Source organism: Anaerotignum lactatifermentans DSM 14214 (assembly GCF_900142265.1).
Lineage (GTDB): Bacteria > Bacillota > Clostridia > Lachnospirales > Anaerotignaceae > Anaerotignum > Anaerotignum lactatifermentans.
Genome location: NZ_FRAH01000054.1, coordinates 1 through 24,948, shown reverse-complemented (window position 1 = coordinate 24,948; position 24,948 = coordinate 1). Strand labels below are relative to the sequence as shown.

Sequence of the window (24,948 nt, the reverse complement as noted above, 5' to 3'; positions counted from 1 at the left end):
AGAAATCTCCGGATCGATGGCTGTTTGCGCCTCCCCGAAGCTTTTCGCAGCTTACCACGTCTTTCATCGGCTCCCAGTGCCAAGGCATTCACCCTGTGCTCTTTCTTGCTTGACCTTCTTGCAACACAAGCTAAGCTTGTGTCGGTTCTAAAAACAATAGCTTTTGTTCTTGGAATGATCATTTATAGCGAAATAAAATGTTGATTGCTTTACTACATTTTATTTTTCAATAAATTTCTCGATTTTATTGACTCTTGTTTGTCTTGTATTCAGTTTTCAAGGTGCATTCTTTCTTTTTGTTTCGGTCGTTCTTGCGACCGCCTAAGTATATTATCATGGGAACTATTTCTTGTCAACATCTTTTTTACATTTTTTTAAGATTTTTTTTACAAAACACAAAAAACCCTGTAAAAACAGGGCTTTTCGTCGAAAACTTTTTTCATTTTACGCGCCTAACAGTTGGAAAAACGCCGTTGCCGGGAACACGACCGCCAATGCCGGCAGCAAATTTGCCGCCCGCACTTCTTTGATTTTTGCAATATTCAGTCCCAAAATAAATGTCATCAAGCCACCCACAGCAATAAAATTCTGTATCGCCGAAGGATCAAGATAGGACATCATCCATTTCCCCGCGTAAAAACATAAAGACAATATGAGAAACTGCGGCACCACAATCAGATTCATGCCAAATCCCAGCGCCATGGCAAATATGGCTGCCGCGAAAATATCCATAACCGCCTTTGACATCAATATGGTCATATCCCCCGTTGCGCCTTCCTGAAAGGCACCGAAGATGTTGGTTCCGCTGGCACAGAGGGTCACTGCCACTACCAGATAAAACCGCATATAAATTTCTTTATCCCCTTCGATTTTGAAATGCAGGTGATGCAGTCCATGCAAAAATCCCGTTTTGATTCTTCTGTCCAAGTCAGCCAATTCTCCTATAATCGTTCCCAAAATCAATGCCAGAAGCACCGCCGGCAAAGACTCCAGCTTGATCACAGAAACCATACCAATGGCAATGGCGCACATACCGAATATCACCATCAGTGGCTCCTGAAGTTTCGTTGGAATCTTATTCCGCAGCAGTGTGCCAGCATTGGCTCCAAGCAAAACACGACAACAATCCAGTATTACCCCTCTTGGAATCATGCTGTCGCCCCCTTTTCTATATTTCCGGCAAAAGTCAGCGCAATCTCACCTGTGCCGCCGTCTATATGGATTTGTTTTTTTCCTTCCGTATTCTGTTGGGGAACGGTAAAATCTTCATCAAAGTCCATTTCCCAGCTGTCCAAATCGCCGCCATTTTGTTCCACGGAAACTTCCGGCTCCAATGTTTTTCCATTTACCGTAACATTTCTGGTGAAAAAAGAACCGGATATATCATAATCCTCTGCTGTTTCCGGCATAGTCAGGGAAATTTTTCCTGTGCCGCCATCCAGCTGAATTTCATCCCCCAGACTGCCAGCAAAGTCCACATCTCCCATGCCGCCATGGATGGTCAGCTTCTTTGCCACCTGCAAATATTCCCCTTCTGCCAGGCCGCCGCCGCATTCCAGCTCCAGATTTTCCGCTGTCACATCTTCAAGGCGCACTTGTCCAGAGCCCTGATGCAGCAATAGTTCTTTTGCTTCTGCCCCATCCACATAAAATGGTCCTGTGCCTGCTGTCAGCACCGCTTTTTCCGGCATCCAATCTTCCGGCAAAGTCAGTGTCAAATGATGGCTGTCTGTTTCCATGTCCTCCACCGCTTCTTCGTCCGGTGGGATATAGGATACAGTCACAATGCCATTTTTCTCTGTCACCGTCAGCCATTCAGAAACAACATGTTCTGTTTTCAGCTGCGCTTTTTCTCCTTTCTGGATGAAAACGCTGCCGACATCCGCCGTAACTATGAGTTCTCCGCAGCTCTGCGGCAGTTCATAAACTTCTGACGACATTTCCACCATCTGTTTTTGTGTGCCACATGCGCACAAAAATAACAGAACCACTGGCAGCATCAGCCATTGCTTCCCTTTTCCTGTTGTTTGTTTCATGATTTTCCTCTTTCAATTTAGATTTCTTTCGAAAGATGTGGCATTTTAACATATGGATTTCAAAAAAGCAACGGCTTTTCCCGTTTCTTCCCACAAAAAAATGACGGTTTTCACACCGTCATTTTTCTCGTCAATTCAAGCAAATATGGTCAAAATAAAATACATCAATATGTTGTTTTCGTACAAAGGCAGTGCCACATGGGTCAAATTCAACGCATCGAAGAAAAAGTCGAAGGCGGAATTGCACTGGAAAAATGTCAGCACAAAACAAATGAGCCATGCTACGCACAATCCTTTCAGCAAACCTACCAAAAAGCCGCATGCCCGGTTGAAGAAATTCAATACAGGCAGTTTGCTGATGAGATTCAGCGCCTTCAATACAAATTTCACTGCCAGCCATACCACAATAAACACCAGCAGTACACTGATGATATTGATGCAGATATTGGCCAGAAAACCTGCAATATAGGACTGCAAACTTTCCACATCCAGCAGATGATAAATCACCGGATTGTTGTTTTCCACCAGACTTTCCTTCAGAAAATCCGGCAAATGCATGCTTTCAATGATTTCTGTCTGGGTCTGCATAGCAGCGTCCCCAATGGCGTTCTCCAAATGCAGCCCATTGCCTACTGTATTGGTCAGGGCATCGAAAAAGGGTGTTTTTCGTAAAAGCTCACTGACTGTAGGCGTCAAAAACCTGGTTGCCGCCAGCGCTGCCACCATTGGCAGGAAATTCAGTGCCGCCCGCACAAAACCCTTGCGGTACGCCTGCACTGCCGTCCCCACCACCAGCACCAACGCCAGAATATCTAATATATAGGGCAAAAATGTCATTCTTCTGCCCACCTCCTACCATTAAGACTCTGCGGGAACATCCCCCGATTCCGTATTCTCCGCAGGCTGCGTTGTTTCTGTTGTTTCTGTCTGTTCTGTATCTGTTGTTCCTTCTGTTTCAGGTGTTTCTGTTGCCTGTGTATCAGAAGCGTTGGTTTCACCTTCTGTGCCAGTTGTTTCCTGCTAACCTTCTGTTCCTTCCTGACTGCCATCCTCCTGGGTTGCGTCAGTATTTGTTTCTCCCTCTGCCGGCAGCGGTTCATCTGTTTGCACTTCCGGTGTGGTTTCCACCAGATCTTCCGGCACGTCAGGCACCTTGCCTGTGTATTTGTCCATATCCAGAATCCGTGCCATATCCTGACCCACCACCAGTACATGAGAAAAACTTTCCATGGGGATCACGTCTGTCACATCCTGTGTTGCCTGATAGGTCCAAGCTTCCCGTCCTGTATGACGGATGCCAATATAAGTATGGTCTGTGCCCAACACAATGCCATCTTTCCATACACTCAGATAGGTGATGTCCTTTCCGCTGACATAAGAAGCTTCTTCTGCCCCATTGGAGCTGAGCCAGCAGACAGTGCCTTCTTCTTTGCCTTCTTCTCCGGGCAGGGCATCACCCAATGTGAGCACCACTCTGTCTTTTTGCTGGAAAGAAACATAATCCACCACATTGGTCAAGTGGTAACTCCAGACTTCTTCGCTGTCCTTGAAACCATAAACACCCTTATCGGAAACTGCCGCCAGAACGCCGTTGCTGCGATAACTAATGGTGCCAATGATTTCATCTGCCTTATCCGCAGCAGAAGCATACAAACTATCTGTATAGTTTTCGCTGTCTTCTGGATTGACATAGAAAAACAGCACCCGCCCAATGGGATACACATCGGTGGTATCCACATAGCTGACAGCAAAAGACTTATTGTCATCAGACACGTCCGTGGAAATGGGGTATACCCCTGCGGTTTCTTCCACCCTGCCTTTGAGCAGTGTGCCTTTGGAATTATAGATTTTTACCTCGTAACCACTGTCTTTCTTTTCCAGCAAAGAAAGATACCCGTTTTGGTTCAGGGCAAACTGACTGAGATTTCCTTCCAGCTGTACATTATACAGCAGACCGCTTTCGTCATAGACCCGGACATTCTTGCCGCCCAAATCGCCTACAGCCATGAAAGAGCCTTCCTGAATCACCGTAGGTGTGGTCATATTGAATGTGTCGTTCCATTTCTGGTCGCCTACACTGTTGTAATACTTGGCACCGTCTTTTGTGCAGAGCAAAAATGCCTCATCAAACACAGCAAAAGACGCGGAACTGCCCGCATCCAGAGGGATTTCCGCCAGCACCCCTGCTGAAGCATTTCCTGCATTTTGTGTCACACTGGATTTGACAAACAGACTGCGGATTTTCCCGCTGCCGTAAGCCGTATCCAGATATACCAGACCGCAGCCGATGCAAAGCACCAGCACCACAGCCAGACCGATTTTCATCTGCTTTGTAAAATGAAATTTTTTTGGGGTTTGTTTTTCCATTAAAACCAGACCCTCCTTCTGTGCGTCTTTAGGCTTTCATCATACTACATTCACCGTTCTTTTGCAAACCATAGGACAGGGGAAAGCCAAATTCTAACCAAAAAAGAAGCCAGAAACTTCCCATTAAAATTTCTGACTTCTTGTTTTTGTTTTCTGTAAATGCGAAAAGGCTTATTCGCCGTCCCGCAGACTTTCGTAAAGTTTGATATATTCTCTTGCGGAGCTTTCCCAGGAATAATTGGAAGCCATGGCATTTTTTACCACATTCTGCCATTCATCTTTGCCCTGATGGTATACTGCCAGTGCCTGATCCAATGCCCACAGAAGCCCGTTACCGTCGTATGTTTCAAAGAGGAAACCATTGCCCTCTTTTGTTTCTGTGCTGTACTGGAAGATGGTGTCTGCCAGACCGCCTGTTTTCCGCACGATGGGCACGGTACCGTAACGCAGGGCAAACATCTGACCCAGACCGCAGGGTTCAAACAGAGAAGGCATCAGGAACATATCAGAACCTGCATAGATCTGCTGTGCCAGATTTTCGTCGAAGAAAATATTGGCGCTGACTCTGCCGCGATAGCGTTCTTCCATACTGCGGAACAGGTATTCAAAACGATTTTCCCCTGTACCCAGCAGAACGAACTGCACATCTCTGCACATCATTTCATCAAATACATAAGAAAGGATATCCAGACCTTTCTGGTCTGCCAGTCTGGTGATCATGCCGATGATGGGCACATCTCTCTGTTCCAGACCCAGTCTTTCCTGTAATAGCCGTTTGTTTTCCGCCTTGCCTTCCAGATGATCTGCGTCGAAATGCACCTGAATCCGTTTGTCTGTAGCGGGATCGTTTGTCACATAGTCAATGCCGTTGATGATGCCGCTGAGGACATTCTTCCGGCTTTTCAAAATACCATCCATGCCGTAACCATACTGCCATGTCTGGATTTCTTTTGCGTAAGTCTGGCTGACGGTGCTGATACGGTCTGCATACATCAGCCCCATTTTCATGTAGCTGACATTGCCGTAAAATTCCACGTTGCCGTTTTCATAACAGTAATAGGGCACACCCAGAAGTTCCATGGTGCTCTTGTCAAAATTCCCCTGATACTGCAAGTTATGAATGGTAAACAGTGTTTTGATACGAGAATAATAGATCATCTTCCGATAGATTTCCTTCAAATACATGCAGACAGGACCAGTCTGCCAGTCATTGCAGTGGATCACATCGGGATAGAAGTCCAGCATTGCCATCATATCCATAACCGCTTTGCCAAAGAATGCAAAACGTTCGTTGTCATCTCCATAGCCATATAAGCCGCCGCGACCGAAATAAAAATTATTTTCTATAAAATAAATGGGGATTTCACTGGGCTTCACTAAAATTTTTGCCTGCTGTGTCCGCCACAGCAGATGAACAGGGAATTCGCCCAGATATTCCACTCCATACATTTCTTTTTCCTTAACTGTCATGTAACGGGGAATGACTACCCGCACATCGACACCCTGTGCCCGCAGTGCTTTGGGCAAAGAACCTGCCACATCGCCCAGACCGCCGCTTTTGATAAAGGGCGCAGCCTCAGAGGCCACCAGTAATACTTTCAAGCAATCTTTCATGCTACCTCACCTCATTATCATCATACTATGAATTCCAACATTCAGCAAGAAAATATTCACCAATACATTCATGTTTTGTATAGATTTTCCTGTTTTGTCGTCATATGCCTATAACTCCTTTTTATTCTTAGCCAAAAGTGGTATACTAAAAAAAGATTTCACGCAAAAAAGGGGCATGCCCCTGTGAAATCCCACAAAAGGGACGTTTCCCGTCTGACAAATTCAGCAATATAGAAAGGATGATTCCATTTGAAACATACCTTACCAAAGCGGTGTGATGTTGCCGCCGCAGATAAATGGCACATCGAAGACTATTATGAAAATGATTCCCTCTGGGAAGAAGCTTATACCATGCTCATGGAAGAAATTCCAGAATTGGCTGCTTACAGCGGTCATCTGGGTGAAAGCGCAGCCACACTTTTGGCATGCCTGGAAAAGAATCAGGAACTGTCTCTGATTCTGGATCAGGTTTATACCTATGCCAATATGCGTATGCATGAAGACAGCGCAAATGCTTTCTATCAGGGTATGGCTTCCAGAGCAGAAATGCTCCTGATTCGTTATTCCGACGCCATTTCCTTCCTGACACCGGAAATCCTTTCCCTGCCGGAAGATGTGCTGGCGGATTTCCGTATGGAACGGGCGGAAGATTTCCACCTCTACGACCATTTCTTTGACAATCTCCTGCGTCAGAAAGCCCACACCCTTTCTCCTGCTGAAGAAAGCCTGCTGGCAAAAACAGCGGAACTGGGCGGCGCACCCCAGAACATTTTCACCATGCTCAATGACGCAGATATGCGTTTTGGGGACATCACCGACGCCGATGGGGACAAAGTGCCTCTGACCAAAGGCAGATATGTGACATTCCTCGAAAGCAGTGACCGCCGTGTCCGCAAAGAAGCTTTCCAAACATTGTATGCTGCTTATCTGAAACAGAAAAACACACTGGCAGCAACTTACGCTGCTTCCGTGAAAAGCGACGTATTCTTTGCTTCCGCCAGAAAGTACGACTCTGCCAGAGCCATGGCATTATATGATGACAATATTCCTCTTTCTGTTTATGATAACCTCATCGAAACCGTCCATGCCAATCTGCATCTGATGCATCGTTATGTTGCCCTCAGAAAAAAACTGCTGGGGCTGGACGAAGTCCACATGTACGATCTGTACGCACCCTTGGTGGAGGATGTGGACGCAAAAATCACTTTCGAAGAAGCAAAAGAAACCGTAGAAAAAGCCCTTGCTGTCATGGGCAAAAAATACACCGACGCTCTCCATTATGGCATGAACGCAGGCTGGATTGACGTTTACGAAAACGAAGGCAAACGCAGCGGCGCATATTCCTGGGGCAGCTACGGCGTACACCCCTATGTGCTCCTGAACCATAACGACACCGTCAACAGCATGTTTACACTGGCGCACGAAATGGGTCACGCCCTTCACAGCTATTTCACATGGGAAAAACAGCCTTATCTTTACAGCGGACATAAAATTTTCGTGGCAGAAGTGGCTTCCACCTGCAACGAAGCCCTCCTCATGGAATACCTGCTGAAAACAACAGAGGACAAAAACATGCGGAAATATCTGGTGAACTACTTCTTAGAACAGTTCCGCGGTACTTTGTTCCGCCAGACCATGTTTGCGGAATTTGAAAAGATTACCCACGAAATGGCAGAAAAAGGCGAACCTTTGACATGGGAAGGCATGAACAAAATTTACCATGACCTGAACAGACTGTATTTCGGTGATGACATCGTCATTGATGAAGAAATCGACATCGAATGGGCAAGAATCCCCCATTTCTATAACGCTTTCTATGTATATCAGTATGCAACCGGTTACAGCGCAGCCATTGCCCTTTCCAGAAAAATCCTTTCTGAAGGACAGCCTGCTGTGGACGCATATCTGGACTTCCTTTCCAAAGGCGACAGCGAATATTCCATTGACCTGCTGAAAGGTGCGGGCGTGGATATGTCTAAGAAAGATGCTGTGGAAAACGCCATGGCTGTTTTCGAAAGCCTGCTGGATGAAATGGAAAAATTCTGATTGTCATTTGCAAACACAAAAAGCACAAAGCCTCTTGGTTTTGTGCTTTTTTCTGTTACTGGGAAGCTTCATCCCTTATCCAGATCAGCTCCGTCTGCGCTGCCATTTCCGCCTCTTTGCCATAAAGTACATCCAGCCCTTTACTAAACTCACCATAATAAACTTTCGCGATACAGTCTACAGAGTCTATCTGATAGCGATAGGGCTCCTCCTGCTCCGCATCTTCCAAAAGCGGTTCCACATAGGCAGACCATGGACTTTGTGTAAAGTATAAGAAAAATTCATCTTCTCCATCATAACCATAAGAGCAGTTAATCCTGCCTTTCCCTGTATAATACACACAGACCATCCCGTCCTCTACTGCCACAGAAAAATCCACTGGCTTATAGGGAATAATCCACTGGGGGATAGTCAGCGCCATATAACTTCCCAAAATGACTCCTGCCGTTACTGCAACAGAAATCACTGCGGTACGAATCCGCCTTTTCTGCCACGTTTTCTTCATTTTCTGCAAAAAACTGGTTTCCGCCGCCCTTACCGTCTCATGGACAGGCAGCACCAATTCTTTTCTCATGTCCTCTGCCGCTTTTTTGCAGTCCGCACATTCTGCCAGATGTTCCTCCACCAGTTTTTTTGTGTCCTCACTGACCGCTCCATCCACATATAACGGCAGCAAATCTCCAATGATATTACAGTTGATTTTATTCATGCTCCATCTCCTCCATATATGCTGTCACTTTCTGTTTTGCCCTGTAATAAGTCACCCTTGCCCAACTTGCGCTTTTTCCGAAAAGTTGTCCAATTTTCTCGAAAGGCAGTTCCCCAAATACCCGCAGGGTAAACACCTCTTTGTATGGCTCGTCCATTTCATGGAGAAATCCATGCACCGCAAAAGCCGTTTCCGCGTCTGTCATTTTCTCCAAAAACAACGGTTCCGCTGCCTGTTCCTTTTCTGCTTCCAAGGGCTCCGTCTTTTTCTGCTTCCGACAATGGTCATAATAGGTGTTCTTGCTGATGGCAAAGAGCCATGGGCGAATATCCCCCTGCCCGTCAAATCGGTCAATGGATTTCAGGGCTTTGAAAAAAGTTTCCTGAGCGATTTCCTCTGCCAGCACACGGTCACCGCACAACCCCCAGACATAGAACAGCACATCCCGGAAAAACGCCCGATACACTTGGTCAAAGTCCATGTTTTTCCCCCCTTTCACCCAATTCACGCACAAAAACAAAAAACGTTACAGCATGTCAAAAATTTTTTCAATGAAAAAAGCCGGAAGTTTAGGGGCATCTTCATAAGAAAACAAAGAAAGCTGAAATCCTTTTCATACAGAGGATTCCAGCTTTCTTATCTTTATTAAGATTGTGTCTGTATGTTTTCTTAAGGGAAGTTGCTTTCTCCGACTTTTTATCATCCTATCTCAACAATTCCATTGAAGTTTTGCCGCCTGTTCATCCGGCGCTGTCTTGACCTGCATCAGAGATGCCAAAATCTGTTCCAATTCCTTTGTGGCAAGCATATCATAGGTTTCTTTGGTTTCTGCCGTACCTGCCTGATGGTAAGCCATAGCCGCTGCCCCATAAAAACAAAATCCCAAAGCATTGGTGGGTGTCTGCCATGTGCCGCAGGCGGTGACAATGGCTCTTGCCGCTGCTTCCCGTACAGGCTCTTTTTCCGCCGCTGACGCTTTTCTCGCCTCAGAGAGAAGCCCTTTCCATTCCTTCAAAGGCAGACTGCTAACCATGCAATCTTTTGTCTTTTCCAGCAGTTCCGCAAAAAGCGGCGTTTCTGCCACCAAGGGCAGATACTTTTCCGTCACATAAGCCATTGCCCATGTTGTCAGGGTTTCTTTGGACTTTCCTTCCATGCCTTCCATCAACGCCACCACTGCCGGTTCCGTAGGACTTCCCAATGTTTTTCGCAGCTTTGCCATATCCTCGCCTCATTTCTTTTGATTCCTTAGGGACATGGTAACATAGCTGCTCCCGTCCTTCAATACCCCATAAGGCAGATGGAAAGATTCAAATACCCTGCGAATGTGAGCCACAGCAAATAAGGCACCAGCAAATATCCTGCCCGTTTGTCGATGCTTTTAAACTGTTTCCACAGCCGGAACACCAGCACCCAAAGCAGCACCAGCCACCCAAAAGCCAGACCGCAAAGCCCCAGACCAAGAAACAGAATGGGCCAGATTACATTGACGATGAGCTGCACCAAAAAGCCCTGATTGCCTCCTGACTGTCTGGGTCATAACTTTTTGCCACCAGACAGGCGGCAATGCCCATAAGGATATACAAAATCGTCCAGACCACCGGAAATACCCATCCCGGCGGTGATAAGGGCGGTTTTGCCATCTGTTCATAAGCTGCCATGCCGCTGCCGGAAATCATGCCCGCTGCCGCTCCTGCCACCAGCGGCACCAGAATATAAAACCAGCATTTCTTTTTCCCGTTCATTTCCATATTTGCGCCCCCTTCGTGTCAAAACAACCTCCTGCTGCATATCATAAAGCAAGTACAAAACTTTACAGGAGGCATTTTCATTATGGGTATTACTGCTTCTTCTTATACACTTTTTCCCGATACCATTTCCTGCGGCGGCGAGGTAGAAGGGATTCTTTCTCTTTCCGCAGGTCTCGACATCGTTTCCAATCCGGCTGACATCGTCATGGTGCTGGACTGTTCCGGCAGCATGGAAGGTGAACCTTTTGCCGCCATGAAAGCCAGTGTCAAAACATTCATCGACATCATCGACGAATCCACTGACGAAAATCAGGACGGCAATATCGGCGGCGGCAGTCAGATTGCCATCGTCAGCTTTGCCCGGACTGCCACCCAGCGGACAGGATTTTTGACAAATACGGCAGACCTGAAAACGGCTGTCAATAACCTGACCATCGACGGCGGCACCAACCACGAGGACGCTTTCACTAAGGCATACAGCCTCTTTGACCCGGACACCACCCACCAGAAAATCATGGTCATGTTTACAGACGGTCAAAGCACTGCCGGCGGTTCTGCTGTGCCCATCACCACATTAGCCAAAGAAAACGGCGTTGTCATTTACTGCGTTGTGCTCAAAGGTCTCTTTGGCACAGATGTACCTGCCGCATCCCTTTGGGTATCTACGCCCGTCACATCCTTCCTTTCCATTGCGCCTACCCCAGCAGAATTGGAAGAAATCTTTGCCGAGCTGGCTGCCAACATTTCCAATTCCGGCGCAACAGAAATCCTCATGCAAGGATTTGTGGCTGACGACTTTATCCTGACGGAACTGCTGCCGCCGGATAAAGGCACAGCACAACAGCTGGATGCCCATTCCTTCCGCTGGAGCATCGCGAAACTTGGGGCAACGGCCATCGAAGGGGCTTCACTGCGCTTCCGCCTGAAGCACATTGCCACCACTTCTGGCGAAAAAGCCCCCATGAAAGAAATTTCGTATTCCGATGTGGAAAACAATGTGGTCATCTTCCCTGTCCGCAAGGTATTTACGGACTGCACTGAGGAAATCGACGTCACTCCCTGCCCGCCTGTGGTCACATTCACCATGGACGACTGTCAGGATTTTCTGGAGTATGATCTGGGAAATTTTATCTGGGAGAACGCGGGTCGTATCTTGGAATGCAGCCTGACCCTGCGTCAGATCTGCCCTAACCGCTCCACTGCCTTGGCATTGATCCTGACGGAAATTGACGACGAAGGCGAAAGCCGCCCTCGTGGCTTCCAGACATTCACCATTCCTGCTCATCATGCCAACGGCTGCCGAGACATCCATGTGAAATCCATCCGCTTCGTTCTGCCGGAGGACAGCGACACTGCCTGCCGCAGCTGCCGTCTGTGCAAAAAACGGCGGTTCAAAATGCAGGTCATTGCCCATGCCATCGAGAGCAATTTTGTTTGCAACGCAAAATAAAACATTTCTAAAGTAACGAAAAGAAAGTCTGGAATCCCAACTGCTGTTGTGGTTTCAGACTTTTTTATGTATTGCGCCTCCCCTCTTTTTTCATATCATATGTTTGTGTTCCAGATCCTATTCTGCGAAAATACTCCGGTATCATACTGTTTCGTGGCAGTTTTCATATACATTTTGTATTCTGTTTGTAATTTTAAAAACCATAAATGTATGATTGCCTTTCCCATGGCAATATGTTAAATTCAAAATAATATCATTTTATAAAATATTTTGTTATTTCAAAATACATAGACATATAATTCATAGTTTTGATATATAAATACTATTTGTTTGGTCTATATCATACCCAATCTTATTTTATCCAGACAAATTCACAAGAGGGTAAGTACATGAATCCACTTCAACATAAAACCAAAGCAAAACTTGTGGCGGCCATTTTGGTCTTTTATTTGCTTGCCTTTTTTACACTTTCTTTGGCTTATGAAGTAAAGGAAGCCCATCATCCCTGTCAGGGCGATCAATGCCCCATTTGTCATCAAATCCAGAATCTGGAACGCATCAAAGAACAATTTTCCTTTTCCTTAGGAAATGTATCTATTTTTTTCTGGACTTTTCTGTCCATTCTCACAGTTACTCTGCAAAAAACAACTGACAATTTTACAAAAACACTGGTTCAGCTTCATGTGAGATTGAATCATTAATACCTCATTTTTCACATCTTTATCACTGTATTTCTTTTCAATACAGCCATTCCCAACATATTTTATTTCACAATTGTACATTTCAAATTTCATATTGGAGGTTGATTTATCATGAAACGTATTCTCATGTTATCATCTATGATTCTTGTCGTTTTATTTCTTGCGGCATGCGGCATTTCCGGACAGCCGGCAACCCTTTCCAGCGGCAATATAAAGATTGTAACCACGATCTTCCCGCCCTACGATTTCGCAAGGGAAATTGCCAAAGACAAGGCAGATATCACATTGCTGCTCAAGCCCGGCGCAGAAAGCCACTCCTTTGAACCAACACCTCAGGATATCAAAACCATTGAGAATGCAGATCTGTTTATCTATACCGGCAGCGAAAATGATGTCTGGGTAGAAGACCTTTTGGCCTCTCTTGGCGATCGTGCGCCCCAGACCATGCGTCTGATAGATTGCGTACCAACTGTTACAGAAGAAGTGGTGGAAGGCATGGAACATGAACATGAAGAAGACCATCATGACGGTGTCTTTGAAGATGCCGACGTACAGGATCGTACCCTTGCCGACTGGCAGGGTGATTGGCAGTCCGTCTATCCTTACTTGCTGGATGGTACCCTTGACCCGGTTTTTGCCCATAAAGCGGCAGAAAAACAGGATAAGACCGAAGCGGAATACAAAGCGTATTACACCGCCGGTTATCAGACCGATATAGAGCGGATCACCATTGACGGTGACACCATTGCCTTTTTCGAAAACGGTAAACCAATCACGGCAAAATATATCTATGAAGGTTTCCGCATCCTCACCTACGAATCCGGGAAAAAAGGTGTCCGCTACCAGTTCCAGTCTGCTGACCCCGCATCAGCCGCTCCCAAATACATCCAATTCAGCGATCATGAAATTGGCCCCGTAGACCATGCCGAACATTTCCATATCTTCATGGGAAATGACGGTTTCGATAAACTTTCCGAAGAAATGGAAAACTGGCCTACCTACTATGACAGCAGTCTGACAGGGGACGAAGTTCTGGACGAAATGCTTTCTCATGACCATGAAGAAGAAATTGATGAACACGTTTGGACTTCTCCTGCCAACGCCATGCAGATCGCAGAAAAGATCGCGGAGAAACTCATGGAGATCGATTCCGAAAACGCTCTTTTCTATTCCAAAAACGCGGTTATCTATACCGGTCAGCTGAAAGAACTGGATGCAAAATTCAAAAGCGTAATGGCAAACAGCAAACGCAAGACCATCCTGTTCGGGGATCGTTTCCCCTTCCGCTATTTGGCTGACGCCTATGGACTTACTTATTATGCCGCCTTCACAGGCTGCTCCACAGAGACCGAAGCTGATCCGGCCACCATCGCCTTTCTCATCGATCAGGTGAAAAAAGCGGAGCTGCCTGTGGTATTTACCATAGAGCTTTCCAACGGCAAAATTGCCGATGCCATCTGCGACGCCACACATGCGCAAAAAAGAATGCTGCACTCCTGCCATAACCTTTCTGCAAAAGAAGTGGAAGAAGGCGCCACATATCTGTCTTTGATGGAACAGAATCTGGAAGTGCTGAAGGAGGCGTTGAACTGATATGCAATTACTGCACTGCGAAAACCTCAGTTTTTCTTATGATGGAAAGGTGGCAGTCAAAGATGTCACATTTTCCATATCTTCCGGTGAGTATATCTGCATCGTTGGTGAAAACGGTTCTGGAAAAAGCACCCTTGTAAAAGGTCTCTTACAGCTGCATCCCCCTTCCGGCGGTACCCTCCGCCTGGGGGACTGCCTGAAAGGCGGTATCGGTTATCTGCCTCAGCAAAAGACCTCATGGAAGCATTTTCCGGCAAGTGTGTTGGAAGTTACGCTTTCGGGTTGTCTGAATCGCATGAAACTGCGCCCTTTTTATGGGAAAAAAGAAAAACAGCAAGCCATGGAAAATCTGGAACGTATGGGTATTGCCCATCTGCACCGTCATTGCTTCCGGGAACTTTCCGGCGGTCAGCAGCAGCGAGTCTTGCTGGCACGGGCCCTTTGCGCGGCAAAACATCTGCTGATTTTGGATGAGCCCATTGCCAGCCTAGACCCTATCGCCGCCAAAGAATTCTATGAGCAAATCCAACGGCTTCATACAGAGCTGCACATGGCAGTGCTGATGGTATCTCATGATATGAAAAACGCCCTCTCTTACGGCGAGAAGATTCTTCACCTAGATACAAAACAGTTATTTTTCGGTACCACAGATGCCTATCTTGCCACAGGTACAGGACAGCGTTTTGGAGAAAGGGGGCAGCAAATTTCATGCACCTGATACAAGAAATGTTCTCCTATCCATTTATGCAGCGGGCTTTTGTCGTTGGCATACTGGTTTCTTTGTGTGCCGCTCTTTTGGGGCCAAGCATGGTTCTCAAACGCTATGCCATGATCGGTGACGGACTTTCCCATGTGGGGTTCGGCACACTGGCAGCGGCAACAATGCTCCATACTGCACCTTTGGCCATTTCTCTGCCGGTTGTCATCCTTGCGGCCTTTCTGCTTCTGCGTCTGAAAGAAAGCAGTTTTCTGCTGCCGGATGCAGCCATTGCCCTGATTTCCACCGCCTCTCTTGCCTTTGGCGTGATGGTAATCTCAATCAGCACCGGCATGAATACAGATGTCTGCAATTATCTCTTCGGCACCATACTGGGTGTCACACAAAAAGAACTTTGGCTCACTGTGTGTCTCTCTTTGTTTGTGATACTGGCATTTCTTTTCTGGTATCACCGTATTTTTTCCATCACCTTTGACGAAATCTTTGCCAGCGCCGTTGGCTGCTCTGCCGGCATCTCTCAAGGACTTCTTGCTTTGATGACCGCTCTGACCATCGTCCTTGGCATGCGCACCATGGGTGCCCTGCTTATTTCCAGTTTACTGGTAGTTCCAGCACTTACGTCCATGCAGGCCTTTGGCAGCTTCCGCGCTGTCATCCTTTGCAGCATACTTCTTTCTTTGATTTGTTTCTGCATTGGTCTGACGGTTTCTTATGTCTGCGCCACACCAACAGGCGCCAGCATTTCTTTGCTCCATATCATTTGCTTTATCTGCTTTTTTGCGTTTCGAAAAATCAAAGAAAGGATGTGATGTCATGAAACGATTTCTTTTTCCCTTATGCACTTTGATCTTTGCCTGCATGCTGAGCGGCTGTCAGGCAAAAGCCAAGGTTTCTATCTCAAAGATAGAGTCATCTGCCCAGCAGCTCCAGACCACATACACGCTGGAAGATATTCTGGAAAAAGACAGCGTTGCATCTCAACAGATTCCTGCCGTTCCAGAAAGACCTGTGGCAACAAGTAATTTAGAAAATGAAGATGTATTGGAAATCAGTGAAAAAATGTATCTGACTCAGATTCATGACATCTTTTTGAATTTTTCAGATTATGAAAACAAAACCATCGTCGTCGAAGGCATGTACGGTCTGCTTTTCAATCCGGAAGGCATACAAAATGTGCCTGCGGTTTACCGCCGTGGCCCTGGCTGCTGCGGCAATGACGGCTGGGGTGGTTTCCTGCTCCATTACGATGGCACATTGCCTGACGAAAATGCCTGGATACGCGTCACTGGTACACCTGAAATTGTGGAAAACGGCTCCTTCCAGGATCTGTATCTCAATGTTTCGGAACTCCAAGTTCTGGAGACCAGAGGAGAAGAATTTGTCACCCAATGACGTTCTTCATGCTGCGTATCTATGCAGCCTCACATTTAGAAACAGGCAGTTCATTGGCACACTTTTTTTCAGCCATCCTGACTGCTCTGTTCCCATTCGTCATATTACCGACCTTCCCTTTTCATAGGGTTTCCAACAGTCTTTCCTGATCGTAAAAACGCGGTAACAATGACATTGCATGCGTGTGAATCCATACTCTCTCAACTGCGGTTTCACTGACCGGCATCTTTTATCTTTCCTGTATCTTCTATACTTCTCTTTTGAATAACGCTCCCCTTAAAAACTTATCTTCTATACACTTTTCATTTCTTAGATGCCGGTCAACATACAAAAGCAGCCCATTTCTACATCATTATGGTAGAAATGGGCTGTTTTCTGTTATCTGTTACATTTTCTGCCATAAACTCCAATGACCTTTTCTTCCCGCCAGACGTAAATATTTTGTCAGTTCGCTGTCCATGGCAAGTACATATCCGCCCTGCAATAATCGCTCCGCCATGCTCTCCTCGGACAGCCCACCTTTTTCCGTCAGAATCAAAGAAAACCGCCGCTCCGCAAAGGCATTTGTCAAAGCTGCCGCCGAGCCTTCCACTGCCGTATGCCATCCCTGCACAAAGGGAAACACATCCCCTCTGTATCCTTCTGCTTCTGATAAAGCATAGGTCTGCACCTGTTTCCCTTGCTCTTTCAGGTAGTTCTGCACCTCAAAAATACTGTCCCCAAAACCGCAGTCCACGGCAAGGAAAGAAAGGGATATTTCCGGCGAATCCATTTCCGGCAATAACGCCATCATGTCCTCACTGCGGCAAAAACCCTGCCCCCATGCATCTACGCCATGCTTCTGCAAAAACAGTTCTCGTCCAGCCGTCAACGTATGCCCCCATGCCACGCCGCCGGTAACACTGCCGAAATGATGGCAGTACACGTCTGTACAGAGAAACTGCCGGAAGCCCTTTCGCCTTGCCCGCAGGGAAACATCATCATCCCAGAATTCCATGGTCTGAAACCAACGGTCACCAAATCCCATCTTATCCAGTTTTTCCACATCATAAACCCCAATGACAGGCATGATTCTTGCCCGATGATGCCAGTTTCCTTTTCGTTTTTCATAAAATTCCTTTGCAAAATCCTCCAATCCCTCCAAGGGACAGGGAGCAATCCCCTGACAATTTGATGTAAAAGGCGTCACTGGCGTTGCGCTGAGAGCATTTTCTTCTCTTTCCAAGCAATCCAGCAAATGAGAAAGCCAGCCCTCCGTCACAATGGTGTCATTGCTGACAAAAGCCAGATACTGCCCACAACATGCTCGAAAGGCAACAGAAAACATGAGCATGCCCACATTTTCCCGAAACCGAATGACTTTTGCGTTGGGAATGGTGTGAAAATACGCCGCTGTTCCGTCTTTTGAGCCATGGTCCAGCAAAAGCAGTTCACATTCCCTCAAATCCGTATGACGCAGGACGCTTTCCACACACTGTTTTGTATACTCCAAATGATTGCAGGCAGGAATGAAAATAGTCACTTTCTTCGGCTCACCCCTTCTCGGATTCACCCGTCTGTGATGGGACACAAATTCCTCCTGCCAGTAAGCTTTCCGTTTTCCCCCATCCTCTGCCACACACCCCCAGAAATAGATTTCCTCCCCCAGTTCCCACAGAAAAGGCAGGAGGGTATAGGATGCCAGTTCCGCCTTCCGGTCTGTCTGCGTCAGATCCAGAAGGACAGCACGGACATTTTTCATCTGTCCAGCATAATGGCAGTTTTTCAATTCTTCCACTGGGTCACAGATGTTTTCAATCTCTCCCAGCAAATCCCCCATTTTTCCAAAATCCCCCGTTTTCCCTGCCGCTATTCTTTCCGCTTCTTCCAGCAGACAGGAAAAAAGGGGCATACAATCTTGAAACCAGTCCGTTTGCCAGCGAAATGTCATTCCTTCCATATACTCCCCTGCCTTTCAAAGTCTGCCAATGTGGGCAGATTTCCGTCCCTTTGGGACACAATGGGACGCATCCCCCTAGGCAGTCCCCAATCCACGCCAATGTCCGCATCATCCCAGCGAACGCCTCCATCCCCTTTCGGGTCATATGCCCCACTGCACAGATAGCTCACCAGAGCAAAGTCCGACCGTACCAGAAATCCATGGGCAAATCCTTCCGGCAGGTACAACCCCTGTCTGTTTTCGTGGCTCAGCACAAGACCCTCCCACTGCCCATAGGTAGGTGAGCCTTGGCGCAAATCGACCCCCACGTCGAAAATCTCCCCGTAAAGAACCGTCACCAGCTTTGCCTGTGGGTTCGGGCGTTGGATATGCAGTCCCCGCAGCACATTTCTTTTGGAAAAGGTCACGAAACTCTCCCAAATTTCCCCATCCATACCCGCTCTCCGAAATGCCCCTTTTTCATATATTTTCAAAAAATATCCCCGCAGATCTGTGGCATAAAAAGGTGTCACTTTCTGCAATCCTTCCAGCCTCAAAGGCGTAAATTCCAGCCCGCTCACAGCCGCCCCTCCTTTCGCCAGTGCCAAAGTCTGCCGATGCCCTCAGCAAAAGGCACCCGACAGCAAAATCCCGTATCCTGTTCCAACTCCTTAGTGTCAAAGTCCTGTTCTGTCAGGGAAATACCTGTAAAGGGGATTTTTCCGAAATCTCCCTTTCCTCCCGTCACTTCCATAGCTTCTTCCAGCCAATTCTGCAGGGGACGGGGTTTCCCACTGCCGATAATGTAGGTTTTGCCGTCTATCCCCTTTTCTCCCATAGCGGCAAAAGCCCTTGCGGCATCGGTCACATAAAGAAAATCATACATCTGCTCTCCTGCGGTCAATGGCGGCATCTCGCCCTTTTCCCATGCGTCCATAACCCTGCAAATGAGTCGGTCAGACTTCTCCCCTACACCAAAGGTATTGGTGATGCGTCCTGTCACGTGTCTGATGCCCCATTCCTTTGCCAAGGCACGGCTGAGGTTTCCGGCGGCGGTTTTGGCAAGGGCATAACAGTCCGTACCTTTTGGCGACAAACCAGCCTTTTGGGCTGCTTCCACTTCCGCCTCCATGATGCTTCCCGCAAAGATAAAGGTATGACACCCCAGTTTTTTTGCCAAAGCCAAGGCTTCTAATGTCTGCCTTATGTTTTCTGCCTGCAAAAATCCATCTTTCCGTCCCTCTCCCGCACTGCCTGCCCATGCCAGATGATAGAAAACATCATATTTCCGCTCCGTATCCCCCTGCCACACATTGGGCTGAAAGTCCAGCCCCTTTCGTTTAGGCAGTGTTTTTTCTTTTTCCGGTAAATCTGTAACCGTCACGGAAATCTCTTTTTCCAGCAGTGTCCGCACCAGCACCTGCCCCAGAAATCCGCAGCCGCCCGTCACCACAGCCCTCTCAGGCTTTCCGTATGGCGTCATAGAGCACCTCCCCCTCATAAGCCAGCTGTTCCGCCGTCAGTCCCGGATAGACCCCCACCCAGAAGGTATCCCGCAAAATCCGGTCTGTCACAGGCAACTCCCCAATCACGCGATAATCCACCCCTTTTTCCAGCGTATCAAAGCAGGGATGCCGCAGGAGGTTCCCTGCAAACAGAGGACGGGTCTGGATGCCCTTTTCTTCCAGCTGGGAAACGATGTTTTCTCTGGAAATGTCTTCCCGACAGGTCAGCAGGAATCCAAAGGGACTTGCCATGGCGTTTTCCGCCACTTCCGGCAAAATCACTTTTTCGCCGCAGTTTTCCAGCAGTGTCAGGAGATAATCAAAGTGGTACCGCCGTTTTTTCACAAAGTCCGGCAGTTTTTCCATCTGCGCCAACCCGATTGCCCCCTGCATTTCCGTAGCTTTCAGATTGAATCCCAAATGGGAATAAACGTATTTATGGTCGTAGCCAAAAGGTAATTTGCCGTACTGCCTGTCAAAGCGATGCTTGCAGCGGTTATCCTGCCCCGGGGCACAGGTGCAGTCCCGCCCCCAATCCCGGAGGGAAACCATGATTTTTGCCAGCAAATCATCATTGGTGAAGACAGCGCCGCCCTCGCCCATGGTCATATGGTGAGGCGGATAAAAACTGACGGTGGATAAATGCCCGAATGTACCTGTTTTCCGCCAATTCCCATCCAAGCAGTAAGCAGCCCCCACAGCGTCGCAGTTGTCCTCCACCAGCCATAAATCATGTTTTTGACAGAAATCCACTACCGCTTTCACATCAAAAGGATTCCCTAATGTATGGGCAATCATCACCGCCTTTGTTTTGGGCGAAAGGGCTTCCTCCAACATGGAAACATCTATGTTGTACTGAGGCAAAGTCACATCCACAAAGACAGGCACCGCCCCATACTGCAAGATGGGTGCCACCGTAGTGGGAAATCCTGCTGCCACAGTAATGACTTCATCCCCCCTGCAAATGCGTTTTTCCCCCAATAAAGGTGAAGTCAAAGTATGGAATGCCAGCAGATTGGCAGAGGAACCGGAATTGACCAGCGCACAGTGTTTCACCCCTATGTATGCGGCAAAATTCCGCTCAAACGCCATAGCAAACCGCCCTGCCGTCAAACCAAAATCCAGCATGGCTTCTGTGAGATTTTCCATTTCTCTTTCGTCGTAGACCCTGCCGCCATAAGACACATGTTTTCCATCCCAGCGTTTCCCGTCATGGAAACAGTGGTAATATTCCCGCACTTTCCCCAGTATCTCTCGTCTTGCTTCCGCTTCCGTCATATCCATTCCCCCTTCTCATAAGCCGCCGCTTCTCTGCGCATTTCTTCTGTCAAGTCGCCGCCTCTCTGCCAGACCTTCGTCCATGCCACCGTTGCCGAAACTGCCTGCTCCACATTCCAGTGTGGCGTCCAGCCCAGTTTTTCCTGTATTTTCTCCCCATTCAGCCGTAAAACCGCCTGTTCTCTGGGAAAATCCGTCCGTTCTGCCTGCCATGTCATGCCGTCCCCCCAATATTTGCAGAAAAGCCCAGCCAATTCCCCATTGGAAATATCCTCCCCTTTGGGTGCCACGTTGTAGCAGTCTGCCAGTTCCGGCGCTTCCCACTGTTTCCACGCCGTCCAGAGATATGCCATCAAAGGCTCCAGCACATGCTGATAGGGACGCACCCCTTCAGGATGTCGCAAAACAACGGGCTTTCGTTCTACTGCCGCCCGGATGCAGTCCGGCAAGATGCGATGTGCTGCAAAATCACCGCCGCCAATGACATTCCCTGCCCGCAAACGGGACAATGCTACTTTCCCCTGCAAAAAACACCTACCATAACATGCCGCCGCCAGTTCTGCACAGGATTTGCTGTTGGCATAAGGGTCAAAGCCATCCAGTCGATCTTCCTCCCCTGCGGCTTCTTTGGTTTCGGCGTAAACCTTATCTGTCGTCACCACCACCACCGACCGCAGGCTTTCCACTTTTCGCAACGCTTCCAGCAGATATACCGTCCCCATAAGGTTGGTTTCATAAGTCCTCACAGGCTGCGCATATCCCACAGAAACCAAGGGCTGTGCCGCCAGATGGAAAACCACTTCCGGTTCGGCTTTTTTCACAAAAGCCGCCAGTTTTTTTGGCTGGCGAATATCCTCGTAACAAGACATCAGCCCTTTTCCCCAGTCCAGCAGCCCATACAGGCTTTCCCTTTCCGGTGCCAAGGCGTAGCCGTAGACCTTTGCCCCCATATCCAGCAATAACCGACACAGCCACGCTCCCTTGAAGCCCGTGTGCCCCGTTACCAGCACTCGTTTGTCTTTATAAAAATTTTTCATTTCTCCCAAATCTGCCACGGCGCACCTTCTTTCCAGAGCTGTTCCAGTTTTTCTTTATCCCTAAGAGTATCCATGCACTGCCAGAAACCTCTGTGTTGGTATGCCGCCAGTTCTCCTTCCGCTGCCAATGTGGACAGGGGTTCCTGTTCCAGTATGGTTTCGTCCCCTTTCAAATAGGGCAAGACAGAAGGTTCCAGCACCAGAAAACCGCCGTTGATCCAGCCGCTGTCACTGTCCACTTTCTCCCGAAAAGCTCTTACACAGCCCTCCTCGATTTCCGCCGTACCAAACCGCCCTGCCGGCTGCACCACAGTCATAGTGGCTTTTCGCCCCATTTTTTCATGGAATGCCAGCAGTTTGGTGATATCCACATCTGCCACGCCATCGCCGTAAGTAAGGAAAAACCGTTCTCCTCCCAAATAGGAAGCTGCCCGTTTCACACGCCCTCCTGTCATGGTATTCAAGCCTGTATCCACCAAAGTCACCTGCCACGGTTCCGTTTGGCGGTGATGGATGATCATTTCCGTTCCTTTGCGAAAATCAAACGTCACATCGCTGTGATGGAGGGCATAATGGGAAAAATACTCCTTGATGCAGTACCCCTTATAGCCGCAGCAAATGACAAAGTCCGTCACGCCGTAAGCGCTGAAAATCTTCATAATATGCCACAAAATGGGCTTGCCGCCAATTTCGATCATGGGCTTGGGGCGCAGATGGGATTCCTCCGCAATCCGTGTACCAAAGCCCCCTGCCAGTATGACTGCTTTCATGGAAGCCGCCTCCCCAAAACATTCTGCTTTTCAGTATATGGAAAAAGCAGCCTGCCCTATGCCTGTTTTTGGGCATAAAAAAAGACGGTGTAAAAAAGCAACTTTCCCTTAAGAAAACATTGATTTTCGTTTCCTTAATTTCTTAAGGGGAATTGCAACGGCTGTCTTCATAAGAAAACATATCGAATAAAATCTCAATATCATAAGAAAGCCGAAATCCTTTATCATGATAAGGATTTCGGCTTTCTTTGTTTTCTTATGAAGATGCCCCTAACACCGTCAATTTTTATTTTCTCTTTTTCTGCTTCGCCACATGAAAACCGCTGTCAACAGGCAGGTAGCCCCTTCTGCTGCCGGAAATGCCAGCCAAATGCCCAGCATCCCAAACAATGCAGAAAGAAGGAAAGCAAAAATCAAAATCGCTACAACGCCTCTAGTCATAGCAATGAAAAAGGATGGCATGGGCTGTTCCACGGCACCCAGATACACCGCCGAAACGATATTGATACCCGCAGACAGGAACCCAATGAAATACAGCCGCAGACCTTCTTCTGCCATAGTCTGCAAAGCCTCGTTGCCTTCGCCGTTGAACACACTGACCAATGGCTCCGTAAATCCCCATGCAATGGCAATCATCACTGCCCCCAGAAGAAGGGCTGAAGATATGGCAAAACCATACAGTTTCCTTGTGCTGTGGTGATCCCGTTTGCCGTAATATTGGCTGACCAAAGGCTGTGTCCCTTGGGAAAGCCCCGTATACACCGCCGTTCCCACCAACGCGATATTGGCAATGACACCGTAAGCCGCTACGCCTGTATTGCCAGTGATGGACAAAATCAACAGATTGAACACCGTCAACACCACACCTGTGGCAAATTCATTGATAAAAGCAGAAATCCCCAATTTACAGAACAGCAGTCCGCTTTTTGCCACTTCTTTCACCCGGCAGAAGGCAAAGCCATTTTTCTTTTTCCACACATGGATAGACATGACACACATGCTCACCGCCGGAGAAAAGCCCGTTGCCAATGCCGCACCAAACAGCCCCATATCCAATGGGAAAATGAACACATAGTCCAGCACCACATTGGTCAGACTGCCGCAGATCATGCCGATCATAGCCAGCCTTGGGGCACCGTCGTTTCGCACAAAAGCCAGCATCATATCATTGGAAATGAAGAACACTCCAAACAGGAGCATCATCCGCAGATAATCCGCTGTCATGGGCAGGATTTCCCCTTCTGCACCCAAAAGAGACGCAAAAGGCGTTGCCAGAAAAATGCCCATCAAAAGATAAATGGCGGCGAAAAACCAGCCTGTCAGCATGGTTTTGGTGAATATTTCGTGCGCCTGTTTTTTCTGCCCCTGTGACTGGGCAATGGTGTACCGCACAGCGCCGCCCATGGCCACCATCAGCCCTGTGGCATTGACCAAAGAATACCCCGGAATGGCAATGTTCAGCGCCGCCAGACCATCCGCCCCCAGTCTTGCCGCCACAAAATAGGTGTCTGCCAGAATATAAAAGGAAAGCCCCATCATCCCCAGTATATTGCTGGATACATATTTCAGATATTGTTTTCCCAACATGGTCTTTTTCCTCCTAAACGTAAAAAATACCCCTACCCATTCCTGCTGCGACCTACCGGAATGGATACGGGTATTCTTGTTTTTCCACCCGGTGGCGGAAAAACCCCTCACATGACACGATTGTACCTATATCCCTTATATTTGTCAATACAAAATCAAAACCACTAGTAAACTAGTGGTTTGAACAACCCCTAGAAGGGGTATTACGTGCTGATTCCCTAAAAGGGAATATTGAAGATTTGGCATCGCATTACGATTACAGGCAGCCACTAAAAGTGGCTGTCTTTTTTCGCCTTATTCTCCTCTATTACCCGTAAACGGGTCTGTATACTCTTTTAATGAAATCTGATCTACCATATAATCTTCTTCCAACTGATTTTTTATGTACTCTTTTATCACCTTTTCATTTCGCCCTACTGTGTCAACAAAATATCCTCTTGCCCAGAAATTTCTTCTCCCATATTTATATTTTAGAT

23 protein-coding genes, 1 rRNA gene and 1 pseudogene are annotated in these 24,948 nt (G+C 47.6%); 7 read left to right on the top strand and 18 right to left on the bottom strand.

Annotated elements, in window-relative coordinates; genetic code table 11:
• The 6 genes from BUB35_RS13095 to glgA form a co-directional block, all read right to left on the bottom strand.
• A 23S ribosomal RNA gene (locus BUB35_RS13095) occupies positions 1–115 on the bottom strand; the annotation flags it as partial.
• Positions 116–444: 329 nt separating this feature from the next.
• On the bottom strand, positions 445–1,152 hold the full coding sequence (locus tag BUB35_RS13090; protein WP_084730694.1) for a DUF554 domain-containing protein: 708 nt from the start codon (positions 1,150–1,152) through the stop codon (positions 445–447).
• Positions 1,149–2,036, bottom strand: a complete 888-nt coding sequence (locus BUB35_RS13085) for a DUF4097 family beta strand repeat-containing protein (RefSeq protein ID WP_072852430.1) — start codon at positions 2,034–2,036, stop codon at positions 1,149–1,151. The genes BUB35_RS13090 and BUB35_RS13085 overlap by 4 nt, the downstream gene beginning before the upstream one ends.
• A gap of 135 nt (positions 2,037–2,171) precedes the next feature.
• Positions 2,172–2,873: a CvpA family protein gene (locus BUB35_RS13080; protein WP_072852428.1), complete on the bottom strand. Its 702-nt coding sequence runs from the start codon at positions 2,871–2,873 to the stop codon at positions 2,172–2,174.
• 183 nt (positions 2,874–3,056) lie between these two features.
• Entirely contained in the window at positions 3,057–4,403 is a 1,347-nt protein-coding gene (locus BUB35_RS13070) for a DUF5711 family protein (protein WP_072852424.1), read from the bottom strand.
• Between the two features lie 171 nt (positions 4,404–4,574).
• Positions 4,575–6,017 (bottom strand): glycogen synthase GlgA, encoded by a 1,443-nt coding sequence (gene glgA / locus BUB35_RS13065; protein ID WP_072852422.1) that lies wholly within the window; start codon positions 6,015–6,017, stop codon positions 4,575–4,577.
• A gap of 249 nt (positions 6,018–6,266) precedes the next feature.
• Here glgA and pepF point away from each other — a divergent pair, with 249 nt between their 5' ends.
• Positions 6,267–8,063 carry an oligoendopeptidase F gene (pepF, locus tag BUB35_RS13060; RefSeq protein WP_072852420.1) on the top strand — a complete coding sequence of 599 codons (1,797 nt, stop codon included), beginning with the start codon at positions 6,267–6,269 and terminating at the stop codon, positions 8,061–8,063.
• A gap of 55 nt (positions 8,064–8,118) precedes the next feature.
• On the opposite strand, the gene BUB35_RS13055 is transcribed toward pepF, so the two are convergent.
• The 4 genes and pseudogenes from BUB35_RS13055 to BUB35_RS13040 form a co-directional block, all read right to left on the bottom strand.
• Positions 8,119–8,772 (bottom strand): anti-sigma factor family protein, encoded by a 654-nt coding sequence (locus BUB35_RS13055; RefSeq protein ID WP_072852418.1) that lies wholly within the window; start codon positions 8,770–8,772, stop codon positions 8,119–8,121.
• A complete protein-coding gene (locus BUB35_RS13050; RefSeq protein ID WP_072852416.1) occupies positions 8,765–9,253 on the bottom strand; it encodes an RNA polymerase sigma factor in 489 nt (162 codons plus the stop codon). The genes BUB35_RS13055 and BUB35_RS13050 overlap by 8 nt, the downstream gene beginning before the upstream one ends.
• Positions 9,254–9,481: 228 nt before the next feature.
• Positions 9,482–9,994 (bottom strand): putative immunity protein, encoded by a 513-nt coding sequence (locus BUB35_RS13045; protein ID WP_072852414.1) that lies wholly within the window; start codon positions 9,992–9,994, stop codon positions 9,482–9,484.
• A 59-nt stretch (positions 9,995–10,053) separates the two neighbouring features.
• Positions 10,054–10,433, bottom strand: a pseudogene (locus tag BUB35_RS13040) (TspO/MBR family protein).
• A gap of 172 nt (positions 10,434–10,605) precedes the next feature.
• On the opposite strand from BUB35_RS13040, the gene BUB35_RS13035 reads away from it, so the two are divergent.
• From BUB35_RS13035 to BUB35_RS13010, 6 genes are all read left to right on the top strand, one after another.
• Positions 10,606–11,973, top strand: coding sequence for a vWA domain-containing protein (locus tag BUB35_RS13035; RefSeq protein ID WP_072852412.1), 1,368 nt, complete (start codon positions 10,606–10,608; stop codon positions 11,971–11,973).
• A gap of 389 nt (positions 11,974–12,362) precedes the next feature.
• A complete protein-coding gene (locus tag BUB35_RS13030) occupies positions 12,363–12,674 on the top strand; it encodes a hypothetical protein (protein ID WP_022365440.1) in 312 nt (103 codons plus the stop codon).
• 111 nt (positions 12,675–12,785) lie between these two features.
• Positions 12,786–14,267: a metal ABC transporter solute-binding protein, Zn/Mn family gene (locus BUB35_RS13025; protein ID WP_072852410.1), complete on the top strand. Its 1,482-nt coding sequence runs from the start codon at positions 12,786–12,788 to the stop codon at positions 14,265–14,267.
• 1 nt (position 14,268) lies between these two features.
• A complete protein-coding gene (locus tag BUB35_RS13020; protein ID WP_072852408.1) occupies positions 14,269–14,985 on the top strand; it encodes a metal ABC transporter ATP-binding protein in 717 nt (238 codons plus the stop codon).
• A complete protein-coding gene (locus BUB35_RS13015; RefSeq protein WP_022365438.1) occupies positions 14,976–15,794 on the top strand; it encodes a metal ABC transporter permease in 819 nt (272 codons plus the stop codon). Before BUB35_RS13020 ends, BUB35_RS13015 begins: the two co-directional genes overlap by 10 nt.
• A 4-nt stretch (positions 15,795–15,798) precedes the next feature.
• Positions 15,799–16,377 (top strand): TIGR03943 family putative permease subunit, encoded by a 579-nt coding sequence (locus BUB35_RS13010; protein WP_084730693.1) that lies wholly within the window; start codon positions 15,799–15,801, stop codon positions 16,375–16,377.
• 385 nt (positions 16,378–16,762) lie between these two features.
• Here the strand turns inward: BUB35_RS13010 and BUB35_RS13005 are convergent, their stop codons facing one another.
• The 8 genes from BUB35_RS13005 to BUB35_RS12970 all read right to left on the bottom strand — a co-directional run.
• Positions 16,763–18,316, bottom strand: coding sequence for a glycosyltransferase family 2 protein (locus BUB35_RS13005; RefSeq protein ID WP_072852406.1), 1,554 nt, complete (start codon positions 18,314–18,316; stop codon positions 16,763–16,765).
• Positions 18,304–18,876, bottom strand: coding sequence for a dTDP-4-dehydrorhamnose 3,5-epimerase (gene rfbC, locus BUB35_RS13000; RefSeq protein ID WP_072852403.1), 573 nt, complete (start codon positions 18,874–18,876; stop codon positions 18,304–18,306). Before rfbC ends, BUB35_RS13005 begins: the two co-directional genes overlap by 13 nt.
• Positions 18,873–19,778, bottom strand: a complete 906-nt coding sequence (locus BUB35_RS12995; RefSeq protein ID WP_072852402.1) for an NAD-dependent epimerase/dehydratase family protein — start codon at positions 19,776–19,778, stop codon at positions 18,873–18,875. The genes rfbC and BUB35_RS12995 overlap by 4 nt, the downstream gene beginning before the upstream one ends.
• Positions 19,756–21,084 carry a lipopolysaccharide biosynthesis protein RfbH gene (gene rfbH / locus BUB35_RS12990; RefSeq protein ID WP_200777611.1) on the bottom strand — a complete coding sequence of 443 codons (1,329 nt, stop codon included), beginning with the start codon at positions 21,082–21,084 and terminating at the stop codon, positions 19,756–19,758. Before rfbH ends, BUB35_RS12995 begins: the two co-directional genes overlap by 23 nt.
• Entirely contained in the window at positions 21,075–22,133 is a 1,059-nt protein-coding gene (gene rfbG, locus BUB35_RS12985) for a CDP-glucose 4,6-dehydratase (RefSeq protein ID WP_330391201.1), read from the bottom strand. The genes rfbH and rfbG overlap by 10 nt, the downstream gene beginning before the upstream one ends.
• On the bottom strand, positions 22,112–22,885 hold the full coding sequence (rfbF, locus tag BUB35_RS12980) for a glucose-1-phosphate cytidylyltransferase (RefSeq protein WP_072852398.1): 774 nt from the start codon (positions 22,883–22,885) through the stop codon (positions 22,112–22,114). The genes rfbG and rfbF overlap by 22 nt, the downstream gene beginning before the upstream one ends.
• 279 nt (positions 22,886–23,164) lie before the next feature.
• Entirely contained in the window at positions 23,165–24,472 is a 1,308-nt protein-coding gene (locus tag BUB35_RS12975) for an MATE family efflux transporter (protein ID WP_200777610.1), read from the bottom strand.
• Positions 24,473–24,766: 294 nt separating this feature from the next.
• On the bottom strand, positions 24,767–24,948 hold a 182-nt coding region (locus BUB35_RS12970), incomplete at its 5' end, for a transposase (RefSeq protein ID WP_200777590.1).

Excerpts from the sequence above, each read along its gene's own strand:
- BUB35_RS13035 (WP_072852412.1), top strand. The coding sequence starts at position 10,606 with ATGGGTATTACTGCTTCTTCTTATACACTTTTTCCCGATACCATTTCC.
- glgA (WP_072852422.1), bottom strand. The coding sequence starts at position 6,017 with ATGAAAGATTGCTTGAAAGTATTACTGGTGGCCTCTGAGGCTGCGCCC.
- BUB35_RS13005 (WP_072852406.1), bottom strand. The coding sequence starts at position 18,316 with ATGGAAGGAATGACATTTCGCTGGCAAACGGACTGGTTTCAAGATTGT.
- rfbH (WP_200777611.1), bottom strand. The coding sequence starts at position 21,084 with ATGGATATGACGGAAGCGGAAGCAAGACGAGAGATACTGGGGAAAGTG.
- BUB35_RS13070 (WP_072852424.1), bottom strand. The coding sequence starts at position 4,403 with ATGGAAAAACAAACCCCAAAAAAATTTCATTTTACAAAGCAGATGAAA.
- BUB35_RS13030 (WP_022365440.1), top strand. The coding sequence starts at position 12,363 with ATGAATCCACTTCAACATAAAACCAAAGCAAAACTTGTGGCGGCCATT.
- rfbF (WP_072852398.1), bottom strand. The coding sequence starts at position 22,885 with ATGAAAGCAGTCATACTGGCAGGGGGCTTTGGTACACGGATTGCGGAG.
- BUB35_RS12975 (WP_200777610.1), bottom strand. The coding sequence starts at position 24,472 with ATGTTGGGAAAACAATATCTGAAATATGTATCCAGCAATATACTGGGG.
- BUB35_RS13025 (WP_072852410.1), top strand. The coding sequence starts at position 12,786 with ATGAAACGTATTCTCATGTTATCATCTATGATTCTTGTCGTTTTATTT.
- BUB35_RS13010 (WP_084730693.1), top strand. The coding sequence starts at position 15,799 with ATGAAACGATTTCTTTTTCCCTTATGCACTTTGATCTTTGCCTGCATG.
- BUB35_RS12995 (WP_072852402.1), bottom strand. The coding sequence starts at position 19,778 with ATGACGCCATACGGAAAGCCTGAGAGGGCTGTGGTGACGGGCGGCTGC.
- BUB35_RS13080 (WP_072852428.1), bottom strand. The coding sequence starts at position 2,873 with ATGACATTTTTGCCCTATATATTAGATATTCTGGCGTTGGTGCTGGTG.
- BUB35_RS13055 (WP_072852418.1), bottom strand. The coding sequence starts at position 8,772 with ATGAATAAAATCAACTGTAATATCATTGGAGATTTGCTGCCGTTATAT.
- BUB35_RS13050 (WP_072852416.1), bottom strand. The coding sequence starts at position 9,253 with ATGGACTTTGACCAAGTGTATCGGGCGTTTTTCCGGGATGTGCTGTTC.
- BUB35_RS13020 (WP_072852408.1), top strand. The coding sequence starts at position 14,269 with ATGCAATTACTGCACTGCGAAAACCTCAGTTTTTCTTATGATGGAAAG.
- BUB35_RS13045 (WP_072852414.1), bottom strand. The coding sequence starts at position 9,994 with ATGGCAAAGCTGCGAAAAACATTGGGAAGTCCTACGGAACCGGCAGTG.
- BUB35_RS13015 (WP_022365438.1), top strand. The coding sequence starts at position 14,976 with ATGCACCTGATACAAGAAATGTTCTCCTATCCATTTATGCAGCGGGCT.
- BUB35_RS13090 (WP_084730694.1), bottom strand. The coding sequence starts at position 1,152 with ATGATTCCAAGAGGGGTAATACTGGATTGTTGTCGTGTTTTGCTTGGA.
- BUB35_RS13085 (WP_072852430.1), bottom strand. The coding sequence starts at position 2,036 with ATGAAACAAACAACAGGAAAAGGGAAGCAATGGCTGATGCTGCCAGTG.